Here is a 14,802-nt window from a genome sequence, read left to right on the forward strand (position 1 = left end):
TCTTCATGAGGTCAGCTTTTTCTTAGACTGAATATTCAATCCCCAACTTGGTAACACGTCACTGCTCGGCAACCTTGAGATTGATTAATAATCGCATCATAGGTACCATCAGCTTTCATTGCTTGAAGCGCTTTATCAAACTTGATTTTTAGCTTTTTCCCTTTGGTATTTTTGGCAAAGGCAAAGTAGCTAGGAATTGGTAGTTCATACAAAGGAGTTGGAACGACCGTGCTTTGGATACCTAGTCGCCTTAAAATATCCATTCCCCCCAGCTTATTACTAATTACCACATCGACTCTGTCCGCCAATAATAACTTAAAGCTCTGAGTGCCTGAGTTCGTTTCAACAATTTGATCAATCACACCAGATTTGATTGCTGCGTCAATTTGACGCCCATAACTTACATTGCGAACGAGTCCTACACGCATCTCACTGAGCTCTCGAATATTGCCGTTCAACTTAATATCGGTGTCTTTTTTGGTAAATATAGAAACCGATTGCATAATCAAAACCTCTTCAGAATAGAGCATGATCCGCTCTCTCGTTTTTGAGAAATAAATAGTAAAAATACCATCTGCATGCCCACTTTGAAGCTCTCTAATCGCTCGTCCTCAAGGCAAAAACTGGATGGTGATTGGCTGATTTAAGCGCTTAAACACCTCAGTTACAATTTCTACTCCAACCCCTTTTGGCGTGTTGTTTTCAAGATATTGATATGGGGGATATTCAAGCGTAACAATGCGCAATGTTTTTGCATCCGCGAACTCACTTACGATGATGCAAAAAACACCCAGCATTAGTACAAGGAGCGGATTGAAAGTCCTCTTATTGTCATTCGTCCCATAGCTGATCATATTAATTGATTTTTAAACCTACCTTTGGTGCAGTCAAAACCCGACCTTAAATTTTATATACGCTCTTCTGCCTCTGGGATCACCTGTTCTGGGGTCATAACTACCCGCAATATCAACATAAGGGGGAGATTCATCGGTAATATTCAGTATCCCTATCGTAAGAGTAGACTGCGTATCGGGTTTCAATAACTCACCCATATGCAATGAATAGTGCGTATCGAACGTAGTGAACGAATCAATTTTTTGCCCACTTACGTCATTTTCATAGCTGGCTACATGTCTTAAAAATGCATTGATTTGATGAGCTTCATTTATCCAACGTACTCCAACACTGCCTTTTAATCTTGGTGCTGGATTGCCAACAGTATTGCGATTGAGTTTACCAAGACCATCTGATGTATTCCCTACATCATCGGTTAAATCATAAGACAGCAAATAAGCTGCGCTAACCTCGGGGATGAACCGGCCATATCGAGTCTTCACATTGTACATTCCAACCAAGTCGACACCCGATGTCTCTATCGCTTGGGCATTAATAAACTTTGTATTGACTACCGAAATCGTGCCTGCTGAAGTACGAACCACTCGACTTGGATCATTTGGCATGGCATTTACAACAGCCTGATGACTTTCTCTGGTTAACACATCATCAAATGTGAAGCGCCAATAATCAACATCAAGACTCATCGTTTCACTGGAGAAAGATGTGCCAAAATTAAGGGCAGTAGATGTTTCTGGCACTAAGCTATCATCACCAACCGTTCGGTTTCCGCCAAATGTAGTAGAGCCATCTGTTGGGTCAGTGATGTTTGCAAAATTCGTTTGTACACCTTTGAGTTGATGAACCGATGGCGCTCTAAAAGAAGTACTATAAGAGCTTCTCATGGAGAGACTTTTTGTAACCCGCCACAGCATTGAAATCTTGGGGTTCGTGGTATCACCACCCAAACTGCCATAGTCTTCATATCTAGCAGCTAGCCCCAACTCAAAAATAGACGAGATAGGTACTCTCGCTTCAGCGAAAATAGCACTGACTTCACGAGACCCTGCTACATTTTGGTTGCCGATAAGAAATGCAAAACGATCCTGTTGGGTCAAAGCGTCATACTGCTGAACAATGGACTCCTTTCTATATTGAGCGCCGATTGCCAAATCGACATAGTCATCACCTAACTCGAATATTTCTGCAAATGAGATATGTCCCTCTATTACCTGCAGCTTAGACTCAAGGTTGCCAATATAGTCTCCAATAATAAACCCTCGCAATCGTTCATTGTTTGGGTCAAGTGGATCAAATGGATTGAAATAAATGCACGAGTCAACGCCTGGACCTTGCGCACTGTCGCAATTAATACCTCCAAAACCAAGCAACGCTAACTGAAAGTTATCCGCAATTACGTCCCTGGGGTTGAGCAAAGCGTCATTGACGGCATTTACATAAGTAATTTGCCAGTAGGTATCTTGGTTTGCCTCTCCCTCTATGCCTAGTGCAAACCTCTTCGTCTGATGTTCATAAAAATTTTGTTCGGTGGGCTTACCCCAACCATAAGGCCTGCCTCTAAAAAAAATATCTTCTGAAAATGTATTGTCTGGATGTGATGCCAGTACAGTTGGCGCATTGAGCACTGGAAAACTAGGTGAAACCTCTCGTGAAATATGGTTATCAGCATAACCTGCTTCAAACCACAGTTTCGCTGTCTCCGTCCAGGTCCATTCAGCTTTAACAAATAACTGTAACCTCTGTTCATCAGGTACCACCGTAATTTGTGGTGCAAAGTCGAATAAACAAAACGTATTATTATTACTGCCTTGAGAAACAACTCCCCCATTTTGCGCGCAATGTTCATCTGCCACGGTTAACCCCTGCGGATTTTGCGGTGATGCCAACGAGGGAATGACAAAACTGCCGGGATTACCAAAGCTGCTAAAAGCAGGTTGCGCCCAGTCTACTTCTTCTAACAATAAGCTAGTACGATCTAAAAAGCTGCTGGCAAACAAAACATACCCTGACTCACCTAAATCAGCACCGTAGGCAAAATCTATTTTTGTTTCGTCTTGACTGCCCTCACTTACTCTCTTGCGATACTCATATTGAAGTTCTGAACCAATCAAATCATCACGGCTTATAAAGTTCACTACGCCCGCAACCGCATCCGAGCCATAAATCGCTGACGCCCCATCGCGCAAAATTTCAACTCGCCTAACTGCCAGAGATGGAATCAGTGAAGCAGTGTCGACAAAACTTGCTCCTTGATCAGTGACGACCGACGAAGTTACTTGCCGCCTGCCGTTGAGCAATACCAAAGTTGAAGACACCCCTAATCCTCGTAAATTTACATTAGAAGTACCCACGGTGTAATTTTGCGATAAATTGTCGGAGTTATTTTGTGCCCCGGTGTTGAAAGGCAATATTTCAATAAGATCCCTCATGTCATTAGCGCCTATGTCAGATAACATATTGGCGTTTACACTCGTAATAGGAGATGCGGAGTCTGACTGCACAGAGCGTTTTATACGTGAGCCCGTTACGGTGATAGTTTCAATTTCATTTGCAGCCCGAACGTGACAAAAGGGTCCGCCGAGTATCATTATTACACCACTCAAACCAACCCACTTTAAAACCTTACACACCCACATTTGATATTCTCATATGATAAGTGATGTATGTTTTCATACTCACTCGCTAACATTGTATAAGCATAGAAGATTATTAAGCCTCCTCCCTTCTTTTTGGTCCGTAAACATCAATTATTGACCACGCTACAATGAAAAAAGGAGGCAAATAATGCCTCCTTAAATATGGTTATTTACAGTTAGTCAGCAGTTGCCAAACTTGTTGCCAATTGCTTTTACTGCTTGTCTCGCTTGGCTTGTCGTTGTAGCTCCACCAGTTAGCTTGGTATAAATTGCCTTGGTACGCCACTTCTGAACCCTTCGTGTAGGCTCTATCGGTCGTCCAAGAATCAAACTGCGCACAGTCAGCTCCTTTAGAAAAATTCGCTACTAAAGGTGCCCATTCATTGTGTTGTCGGGCATTGTCATGCTCTGTTGCAGTACCAATGTATTTACCGTTAAATTCTTTTCTTGGCGTAGAGAAGTAATTGATCCGCGGGCAATCTTTGGGTCCATTAATGCTACTGTTATTACACCGATAGCTCATAATAGTTCTGAATGACCAATCTTCTGCATCATAATAACCGTGGGCGTATTGTGCGATAAATGGGATCTCCGCGGTATTTTCCCAATTGTGTTCAGCACCAAAAAGGTGCCCCATTTCATGGGCAAGGGTATATCGATTAAAGCATTGCATGTTGGTAATAGCCGTAGAATACTTTCTCTCTTTGGCACCTATCGTACGTGCAACGCCACAATAATACTCAAGCTTATAACTTATCAACATGTCCATATCAGAGCCGTACTTTTCGCTTTGCTTTAGCTCTTCATCGAAATGGTCAAACTCCCAAACATAGTCCACATCACCAAAGATAAAATCTAAGGTGCTCATGTTTTCACCTTTTTTAAGCCAAAAATCTGTTAGTACATCGATGCTGTCAACTTCGTTGTAATCAACATGTTCAATATTGGCAATTTCAATCTTGATATCAATATCGCTGTTTTCATAAGCCTGATTTGCTTGAGCAATGGCAAAATCAAAGGCCTGCCTAGGATTGATCCCGGCTTCTTGATATACACTGGCAACATCATTGGTGTAATACAGCGAAACTCGAACAACGTTCGATTCTGCTTGGCTAGTAATACCCTGACGCGCTAGTTCAACAGGTAGTGTTGTATAGCCCTCTGCTGTCTTATGCTTAGGCATAAACTGATGTTCTAAATCTTCAATGAGCTTTTCTGATGGCTTTGATTCCATCGTTACTAATTTAGCACCGCTACTGATTAAGCGGAATTCACCAGCGGCAACGCTCACTTCCCCTTGAACAAAACCATTACGAGCAATACTGATCACACCTTGAGTATCTCCCTCAGTATCACGCAAATACAAAGTGCCATTGACTGGATCAATATCACTTGAGTTAAACTCTAAAGTATAATTTCCATTTTTTGGTAAAACACCAGAATAACTAACCGATTGAGCATGTAACGAACTTGCTGGAGTTGGGCTTACAATATGTTCAACGTTTTGGTGACCTGAAAGTAGATTCACTAGCTTTTGAACAGACGTATCCGCATAAACATTGGGCGCAATCATTACGCTAGAAACAAGTAACGGAAGTATTTTTCTCTTCATAATAATATCCTTTCATTCATAGAGACTTTTAAAAGCAGCACAAGAAAACAAGGCTACTTAAAAAACAGACTTAAAAATTAAAGAAAAATAACACCATATTAAAAATATATCGTATTTTATTAGCCATGAATAAAAACAGTAAGCCCGGCATTTGCCGGGCTTAATTAAATTAAAATTTAGTATTAATTACCACATTTTAGATAGTTTAACACTTGCCGTTGAGCCGTCTCCTGACTGTTCTACAACTTCAAATATAAGTCCCAACTTTGGTAGTTTTTTTCCCGTTGCAGGGCGAATATAGTTTGTATAATCGTCCCAATCTACAAACTTTGGATTTGCACTTGTATAAGGGTCCATCCACTTACTCTCAAGGTAACCACCATTTGCTAGATTAGTTCGAATAGTTTTTCCTTCGTCACCCAGCTGAGGCAAATTGTTAAAAGCAGCATCTTTTATTTGTTTGCGGCTTTCTAGAGGTGTGATGCTTCTATCAGCAATCCACTGACCCGTATTGCTGTATTCCGTTACGTACTCAATTATTGGGTTTCTATCCGCATCGACGATACCGATCCAACCCTCACCTGGGTGCGCACCAACATGATTGTCAGCGCTTGGAACCTCAAAAAACTCAATGACATATGAAGGGTCGACATACCACACCAACAAGCCTTCTTCCATTCCTGCATCTTTTAAGCTGGCATCAAAGCCGACGTGCTGACGCCACTCAAGTAAATAATACGGCGTGTACTGAATTGTGCCATTCGACAGCTTTGCAGCGAATTCAAATGCCACTTGCTCTGGCGTATTTGAATTGATTTTTCTAATTACAGTATCACCATCTGATACGGTGATATTATCTACCGCAACGTAAGTTGAATCACCACCGATAGCGTAGTTTTCTAGCTTAAAGATAGCGTCTTCATACTGCGCTAAGAAAGAAACATCATAATGTACTTTGGTCCACTGTGAATTTGTAGAGCGTATTTTGGAAGCATCCGAGCTCATATGTAAGTCTGTGGCATTGCTTGGTGAAAGAGCGGTCACAATGCCCGCACTTGGCACGTTTACAAGCAACCTAAAACCGTATGCATCATTTAGTGACAAGGTAGAGTTTAAATCAAAGCTCAATGTTGCCGCTTTTGCCCCTTGCACAGATTGAGAAAATGAAATATTACCATAACTGGTTAGATCAAACGCTTGGCTATGAATTGGCTCATAAATAACCTTTGTTTGCTCGGGTAAATTAACCTTAACAAGGTCGTTATGGTGACCTTTAATCCCTGCTTGGGAAAACTTAACAGTGGTGCCGTTGCTGTCTAATTCAGAGATATTTATCTCATCAGAGACAATCCAGTTACCACCAAACTTATTTTGCAAGAACAACTTGGCGTACGGACTGTAGCCGGTTGGTTTTGTTCCCGCGATGACACCACCCCAGCTTCCTGATGCCATTGAAGAATATGACGAAACTGTCTCTCCTGCACCGCCAAACTTATCTTTTGAATAAGCCGTATCATACTCATCTGGCAAGCCTAAATCATGCCCGAGCTCATGAGATAGCAAACCAATTGTTGCATCAATCGGTTGAATAACATAACTGCCAATTCTCGCTGTTTTTCCAACGGTTTCATTAACAACATCTTGGTTTACAACATGTCTATGTGACCAAATATAATTGTTATATGGGCTGTTTGGATCTTCTCTTAAATTACGAGGCTCAGATTCTTCTCCTAGTGTTGAGTGAATGATGCTTAGATGATCAATTTGACCATCTTTATCTGCATCGTAATCACTCAGATTAAAGTTTTCATCTGCGAGCACATTGTATACTGCTTCTTTGATTAAATCGTGTGTATTGGCTTTGTAGTGCGGGTGAGCAAACTTAGCTTTATACCATCCAAAAACCTCTCCATCTACATCAAATGAGCCGCCACTTTGGTCTAAAAAATACTCTCTCATACTTGGTAGGTTCTCACCATTGGGGCCTACATAACCATTTTTAGCAAAGCTCATTTGACGATAATGTTCTGGGTTATAATCGTCATAGTAGTGCCTATTCGGCGCATTAACTGGCTTCAGCGTATTATGTGGTACATCAGCAAATTCCATCAGTATGGTCAATACCTTACGAGTGGTTACAGGGCCATGCCATTCGCGCACTTGAGATGTTCCGTTTTGTGTATTTAAAACCAGTGGTGTAGAGAAATCAGCAGAAAGGTTGCGGTGTAAATTTGCATCACTCTGTATTTTTTTTATTTGTGTTGTATCTATCTTTACACTTTTATTCGTACTTATATTCACAGAGTGGGCATATGCAGAACTACTTAACGCACCAATAATAGCCACAGCTAAAGTATTTAGCATGTATTTTTTCATTACTCTTTTCCTATTTACTTTTTCTTGATTGTCAGCCAAAGAGGTGCCCAAGTATAAAAACCGGCCACCCTTTAACTAACAAACGTTAAACTTCGAGAAAAATAACTAGAAGAAGGAATTTTATTAATTTACAAGCAAAATAAATTAACAGCGAATTGTTTTTATATAAAAATTAGAATTTTAAAAGCCTTAATAGTGAAAAATAAAAAAATATGCACTTCCGCTATGTACCCCGGCAGTTGCGCTTAGTCATATTTTCTGTAAGTAGTATCCACCCAACAATCACTGCATAATTTAGGTTTCAGCAGCTACTTCTTGAAGCTTACAAAGTCTATATATCTCTATAAAGCAAATACTTACACAACGAAACATCATGTTAAACAAAAAGCGAAGGCTAAATTTACAATTGTAACTTTACCCGAATCAAAAACACCTATATCATGCCCATCTTTTATCCACTAAAGCAAAACAAATAAAAATGAAGAAATTACTATTGATCAGCTCTATTGGCCTGATTTTACAAGGATGCTCGGGAATGAAGAACATTCCTATGACACAAGAAACCAAAGATGCAGCGCAACAAACTCGCACCTACAATTTGGTACTGCAAGACGAAGTTAGACCAGCCGTAAACCTATCTAATAGCGTAGGCGCAGGTGTTGCTGGTGGTTTGGTAGGCGCTTTAGTTACGTCTGCTATCGACTCTTCAATTAACGAAGACCGAGCAATAGGTGCATTTGGTGTAGCCGCCCCACTATTAAACAGCACACTTGATTTAAACTTTCGAAAGTTGATCGTTGAAGAGTTTAACCCTGTACTTATTTCAGAGCTTAATGCAAAAGATACGAAAGAAAGTGCTGAAACCAAATTCCTTAACGACAAGAAAGTTAAAGCGCAAATTTCTACTCTGAAAGAGGGTGAAGCCGCACTGTATTTGTTTACACATTACCAATTCTTTGACAACTTTAAAGTTGTTTTATTTGAAACAAATGCCACTTTATTCGTAGCAAAGAAAGGCAAGGTTTCAGTTTCTAAACCTGATTATCGTAACTCATTTACTTATATTTCTGAGTCTGTGGGTAATGGCGGAATGGACTCAATCCGATTATGGAATGATAACAATGCTGATTTATATAGAACGACTGTAAACACGGCTCTGACTGAAATCAGAGAAATGCTACAGCACGATATTAAAGTTGCACAAGAAGAAGCTTGTATTACAGGCACTAGATATACACGATTCAATGCATTAGGTGAGTTCAGAAGTGTAGGTAAAATCACTGAAAGAGAAGGCAACCGAGTACAAATCAGAGACAATAATGGATCACTGGTTAATTTAGCCGACAACTTGCTAATTAAAGAACTACCGAAAGAATGTAAGGCGTAAACAATGAAAAAACTAACAACTCTATTACTACCTCTTGCGCTACTTTCAACAAATGCGCTAGCTGTTGTCGATGTTGAGATGAAAGTTAGCAAACTACCGAAAAAAGTTAGCAAAGAACACAAGCAAATCGCGGCTGAACTAGCTAGTTCAAACTGTGCATATGTGGTTAACCCAGTTGCTGATATTCGTCAAAATAAAGACGCAATTAGCTGGAAGGTAAATGCCACTGGTATTCAGCAATGGTTTAACACCATACACCAAGATGTTGTTACGCCTCTGCTTCCTAAAGCAAAAAAAGATATTGTTATTGAGGTAACACCTAAATTAAACATGCTTTATACCTATAATGAACAATTGAATATCAATGGTATGGCAGTTTCAACAGTAGACTATTCAATAAATGGCAAGCCTGCAGGTAAGTATTATGTCCGAGGCTTTAACTCAGATACTAACTGGGCAAATGGTGACGGTGAGTTTGTTGGCTCAGCAGAGCATGCTGCGCAGCATATGATCACGAGAATACTAAAGAAATTGCCAGAGATTTGTGGTAACGCTCAATCAGCATAAATAATCGTTTAATAAAGGGCGATAATAACGCCCTTTATTTATCAGTTTTATATATTAATACTTATTTAAGCTGCGCGATTTGCTCTGCAACTCGGATCCCACTTCTTACAGCACCTTCCATATACCCCAGATACAATGTATCAGTATGCTCTCCGGCAAAATAAACTCTTCCGACGGGTTGCTGGAACAATTTCCAATATTTAGTAATTTGACCAGGTCCATACGCGACAAATCCACCCTGAGTCCAAGGCTCAGAAACCCAGTTTTGTACTTTTGCATCGACTAAAAAAGATTTAGAACCAGGATACATCAACTCCATTTCATCTAATCGAGCATCGATAATTTGCTGATCAGTCCAATCTTTTTGTATCAAACTGAAATCGCCAGAGGTATAAGCAATTAAGATGCCTCCGCTTCCCCCCTGACGCTCTGTTGTCTCCCAAGTCCATCCTGTCGGTAAACCTGTAACAACGGTCTCTCCGCCCAAGCTTTGATCAAGCCAAAAGCGTTTGTTGTATTGCAATAGCACTTTAGAGTGCGACCCATAATTGATACTTTTTGCTGCATCACTTAATGCCTGAGGAAGGCGAGGTGAAAACTCTATTTTATTGAGAACAGGTAACGGCACTGTCACCACAACCACATTGGCCTGATAGCTGTCGCCAGATGTCGTTTCAACAGTGACTTGGTTGTTCGACTCAGAGATTTTGGTGACAGCCTGACTAAGATGAATATCCCCTTCAATATTATCTGCAAATGCTTGCGCCATTGCTTTTCCGCCATTTAAAAAGCGGTGGCTTTCTACCTCATCTTCTGACACAAGTTCATATACACGGGCATATTGAGCCAAGTGCAATAACGATAAATCGCTCGGCTCATCAAATTCACCACGTACAAACTGCTCTGCAATTAGCTGAGCAACGGGATGAAGCTGCATATCATCAATCCAGCTTTGCACATCAGTTAGATCATACTTCTTTGCAATTTCCAGCATGGCAGGGTCACCAGCATCCGGTACTACATCTGACAACAAGCTCAATGCATCATTAAAGCGGTTGTAATCATTCACAATTTCAGCATCAAAGCTTTTGTCGAAGTCCGTATAACTAACTAGTTTGCCTTCGATGTAATAAGCACCGCTTTCTATTTCTCCCCAGTAGCCTGTGTCTGCCAACGCTACGTCAAATAAGCTAGCGTAGCGATGGATCTCCTGATGTACAGTCGGCCCATCAATAAACTCACCACCAAGTTCACCATGTTGACTCCCCATCTGTACCGTACCAATTCGGCCACCGATGCGATCTTTAGCTTCCAATATGGTGACAGAATAGCCAATGCTTTCTAATTCGTAAGCTGCCGTTAACCCTGAAAGACCGGCACCAACTACAATAGCTTGATTTACAATAGACTGAGGCTGCTCCTTCTCGTGCACCTCAACGTCAGTCTGCGTATCATTGCTACCACATGCAGAGAGCAAAGACGAAAACACAACACAATTAACTACTACACGCAAAGAGTCCTTTCTCTTTGAAACCTTCATATACACCTCATTAATAATTCAGTATTATTGAATATAAAAAGCCTTAAAAGGCTAATTAAAACCGAGCGCAAGCTAACACGGGTCTAAATCATTAACAAGGACAAAAATCTTAATCCATATATTAACTATAAATTAAAGTTAAAAAGAGAAGAAATAAAATTAGTAATTAGAAATATATTTATAAATTAATATCTCTTGCTCTGCGTCTTGTATTTGAAAATTTTGATCAGTTGCAATTTTAACAGCAAACCTACGGGTTCCTTTTATAGCGTAAACCGCTTTTTTTAAGGTGCTAAAGCGCTCGTAGTAAATTGTGCTATCAATTTCAACAGCAATTAATCGAGAAAAGTTTGAATTTGGGGCGCTATTTCGTTCAACCCCTTGGAATATGGCATATTTCCCAACTAAGCATAGTAAAGAATAGAGTTGATGATCCTGCTCTGGGATCAAGGCGTACTTTTCGAGTTCAGCTAACTCAGTTCCAGCAATAAGCGCTTGATAAACTTCCTTAAAGCTATCAATGTAAGTCTTAAACTGATGTTCTTCAGCGAGTGCTTGAAGTCGCTCGTGCTTTTGCATTGAAGACTCATCTACATCTTGTTCAGTACCGACTGAGCGCCAAGGTGCCAATTGCTGTTTGAGTTCTGATACTAGGTTTAGTTGGTTTTGATGTGCGTTCGCTTTTTCTTGTTGCTGCATAAGCCTTGTGTGATTCTCACGTTGTAGCGCTAGCGCTTTTAGCTTTTCTAAATGACGCTTTTCATTACCAGATTTAAATGCCTCTATTTTGATATTTATAATATCTTGAGCTTGAACAAAAGATAACGTCTCTCCATATTGATTAACAATACTTAACTCCGATTTCAGATAATCCGGATTTATTTCTAATAATTCATTCCTAAAAGCTTCATATTTTTCAACTTTTGTTTTTTCTTGAGCAAGTGTCCCTTCACACCCATACGCTGGCTCAGCTAACCAGTCGGCCTCGCGCATTTCTTTCACTTCGTTATACATGGCATTCATTAACTGTACTTGCCTTTCTTGGCACTCATTCATTTCATTACCTCTAAATTAATTAAAGTGCATAATATACTGCTCATATAAATATTATATTTATATAAATCTAGAAATTACCAATTTATAACCTGAAATCGGAAAAACATAAGAGTCATTTTACTTAGAAGCTCTCCTAGCTAAATTATGCTAAGCCTTCTTTCCTTTAAATTTCAACTGCGGCTTATACTTTTTGCAGGTTATTGCAACCTTAAAAGTGGCCATAGATCTAGGAAATAACTCTGCTCCCCTGCGTTTATGCACTTTATGACAAGCTACATGTGCAACAGTATTAAGAGCTTTTATGGCACCTACTTTGTATGTTTAGGGGGAGCACAATCTAGCAGACCAGAAAATTCTCGACTTTATATTTGTGATACGCCGCGTTTACCACCCAGAAATTAGTACTCTGTGCTTTCAAGCAATAAAAATTACAACAAGTTATCAATATAGGTACTGTCAGGTCACAAGCGCAATATGAGAATTAGCAATGCTCAAACTCAGTGTAAACACAAAAAATTAAGCGATTGGCTCGATATAAAAATTTGAAAAAGCACGAAGGTGTATAACTCAGTCATGATATGGCTTCTTAATCAAGAAAAATAACAATCGCAGTTAGAGCTGTTCTGTCGCCAAGTCTATATTGAACAATACGCAAGGTTTTCTTGGTATTTGCATCCACCAAAATGTGCATTAATAAATCTAACTATTTTTTATGATTAGATGCTTGCTCTTATGAAAGTAGCTACATTTAAAAACGCTAATAATATGAGTGTAAATAGGAAGTGCTCCCCTGTTTGCACTATAGATACTGCTTTGTGTATTTTATTGCCCTTTAACTTGGTATCATTAGCATAATTTGGACAATAGACGACAAAATGGAGTCAAAAATGAAAAAGCTTCTTCTTGCCACAGTGACTGGTGCTGCAATTGCCTCTGGTGCCTATGTGGTTTCACAACAAGAAAAGGGTTACACGTCTCTACCTCAATTAGACTACGTGCCTGCCGATAGCATCTTTTTTTGGTCACAGCTAGAGAGCTTGCCATACCTAAGTTATCTCGATGTATTACCTGAAGCCTTTAAGAACACTTATCAGGTAAATGTATTTATGGAAGAAATGAAGGCACAAGAAGCTGAACTGGATAAAAGTGCATTGTTTTTCCTTAATTTAGTGGAGCAATATGCAAAAAGTCTCGAATCCTCAACTAGCTTCGCCAATATTTGGGGAGCAGACAATGAACTAAAAATGTTGGCATACTCAGTAGGTTTATTGCCTGTGATGAGAGCTGAGTTGGGTAATGTAAATGCATTTCAAAAGACGCTGACAGAAGCTGCAGATAAAGCTGGTATTGCTTATCAACAAAGCGATGTTGATGGCATACCAGTTACTAAATTTACCATTGATCACGAAGGTCAAAAGGTCTTTGATCTTGTTTTATCAGTACAAGGTAAATGGGTAACACTCACGGCAGATACGCCATTTAATAGCCCAGAAGATTTACAAGTTGCATTGGCCATCACAAAACCTGTCAACAGCTTGAGTTCAACTGGTAAAGTCGAACGCTATATTAAAGACTATCAACTAGATGGCGCTTCACTTGGGTACCTAGATAACAAATTGTTGGTGGATGCGCTAACAGCTAAAGACCCACAAAGTTCAACGACTAAAATGCTCGACAACATATTAGCCCTCTCTGGGAGCCCTAATGCACTTGATATGGTTCGCAATGAAGCATGTCAAAAAGACTTTTCCGATATGGCCAACAAATGGCCTGCTGTGATTTCGGGAACTAAAAGCTTTGATATAAGTGCTAATCAGGCTAACTTTGAAGTGTCGACCATTGTGGCTTCAACTGATCAAAAAATTCTAACGGCTATTTCAAATTTAAGAGGCTTCGTACCAGCGCACACGCAAAATGCTGACAAAGGGCTCGTCACTTTCGGCTTAGGGTTAAATGCAGCTCAACTTTCACCTACTGTAAATACGATTTGGGCAGCATTCTCTAGCGCAGAATTCTCTTGTCAGCCGCTATTAATGGCACAGGCACAAAGTAAAGAAACAAACCCCGCAATGCTAGCAATGGCAACCGGCATGCTTGGTTCTATGCAAGGCGTTAGCTTCAGTATTTTTGATATTGATATCGCAGAAAAAGCAGATCAGCCTGGAGCAGTAGAATTATCTAAGCTTGATGGACTTGCCACCATTTCCGCAAACGATGCAACAGCACTGTTTAACATGGCGAAAAGCTTTTCTCCTGAATTTTCAAGCATTAACTTGCCTGAAGATGGAACCCCAGTCGAAGTTAATGACTTCTTGCCACCAGATTATCAACTAGATAAACCACTATACTTTGCTTTGAAGGGCCAACATATCGCTTTGTACACTGGAGAAGAGGCTGAAAAGCATGCAAATGCCCTAGCATCTCAAGCGGTTGAAGCCAATGGCATGATAACTTTTGGCTTAGATACTAAGCAACTGGTGCCCCTCATAGAGAAAGGCTCTAAGCTAGCCGGTGAAGAAGTGCCAGAGGAATTACACAACCTGTTTGGCGATGGGTATCAAATGCATATGGTTTTTGATGCCAATAACCAAGGGTTGACCACCGACGTGAAGATAAACATTAAGAAAGGCAGCTAAACATTTTTGGTGAGCATGGTATACCGCGCTCACCTTTCCCTTCCCCAGATAACATTAACTTACATGTTTTAATGGCAATCAATTTAAATTGATTAAAAATTGTGCTTATCATGAGTGTGCAATTTATTTAGTTAAAA

At 40.0% G+C, this 14,802-nt stretch carries 9 protein-coding genes; 3 read left to right on the forward strand and 6 right to left on the reverse strand.

Features of this window, described 5'->3' with window-relative positions; genetic code table 11:
- Positions 1-35 precede the first annotated feature (35 nt).
- The 4 genes from N475_RS24255 to N475_RS24275 all read right to left on the reverse strand — a co-directional run bounded on the left by N475_RS24255 (position 36) and on the right by N475_RS24275 (position 7,479).
- A complete protein-coding gene (locus tag N475_RS24255; RefSeq protein ID WP_081232500.1) occupies positions 36-602 on the reverse strand; it encodes a transporter substrate-binding domain-containing protein in 567 nt (188 codons plus the stop codon).
- 285 nt (positions 603-887) lie between these two features.
- Positions 888-3,443 (reverse strand): TonB-dependent receptor domain-containing protein, encoded by a 2,556-nt coding sequence (locus N475_RS24265; protein WP_162269635.1) that lies wholly within the window; start codon positions 3,441-3,443, stop codon positions 888-890.
- A 214-nt stretch (positions 3,444-3,657) separates the two neighbouring features.
- Positions 3,658-5,103, reverse strand: a complete 1,446-nt coding sequence (locus N475_RS24270) for a zinc-dependent metalloprotease family protein (protein WP_063366099.1) — start codon at positions 5,101-5,103, stop codon at positions 3,658-3,660.
- A 186-nt stretch (positions 5,104-5,289) separates the two neighbouring features.
- Positions 5,290-7,479, reverse strand: a complete 2,190-nt coding sequence (locus tag N475_RS24275; RefSeq protein ID WP_063358602.1) for an immune inhibitor A domain-containing protein — start codon at positions 7,477-7,479, stop codon at positions 5,290-5,292.
- Positions 7,480-8,014: 535 nt separating this feature from the next.
- Between N475_RS24275 and N475_RS24280 the strand changes: the two genes are divergently transcribed.
- Both N475_RS24280 and N475_RS24285 read left to right on the forward strand, forming a co-directional pair.
- Positions 8,015-8,866 carry a hypothetical protein gene (locus N475_RS24280; RefSeq protein WP_063358603.1) on the forward strand — a complete coding sequence of 284 codons (852 nt, stop codon included), beginning with the start codon at positions 8,015-8,017 and terminating at the stop codon, positions 8,864-8,866.
- Positions 8,867-8,869: 3 nt separating this feature from the next.
- The gene (locus N475_RS24285; RefSeq protein ID WP_063366100.1) at positions 8,870-9,433 is read left to right on the forward strand and encodes a hypothetical protein; all 564 of its coding nucleotides are present in this window, start codon (positions 8,870-8,872) and stop codon (positions 9,431-9,433) included.
- Positions 9,434-9,494: 61 nt separating this feature from the next.
- Here the strand turns inward: N475_RS24285 and N475_RS24290 are convergent, their stop codons facing one another.
- A complete protein-coding gene (locus tag N475_RS24290; protein WP_063366101.1) occupies positions 9,495-10,973 on the reverse strand; it encodes a flavin monoamine oxidase family protein in 1,479 nt (492 codons plus the stop codon).
- A 159-nt stretch (positions 10,974-11,132) separates the two neighbouring features.
- The gene (locus N475_RS24295; protein ID WP_063358606.1) at positions 11,133-12,029 is read right to left on the reverse strand and encodes a hypothetical protein; all 897 of its coding nucleotides are present in this window, start codon (positions 12,027-12,029) and stop codon (positions 11,133-11,135) included.
- Positions 12,030-12,916: 887 nt separating this feature from the next.
- Here N475_RS24295 and N475_RS24300 point away from each other — a divergent pair.
- Positions 12,917-14,665 carry a hypothetical protein gene (locus tag N475_RS24300; protein ID WP_063366102.1) on the forward strand — a complete coding sequence of 583 codons (1,749 nt, stop codon included), beginning with the start codon at positions 12,917-12,919 and terminating at the stop codon, positions 14,663-14,665.
- The last annotated feature ends 137 nt before the right edge of the window (positions 14,666-14,802 follow it).

This window comes from Pseudoalteromonas luteoviolacea DSM 6061, from assembly GCF_001625655.1.
In the GTDB taxonomy this organism is placed as follows: Bacteria; Pseudomonadota; Gammaproteobacteria; order Enterobacterales; family Alteromonadaceae; genus Pseudoalteromonas; species Pseudoalteromonas luteoviolacea.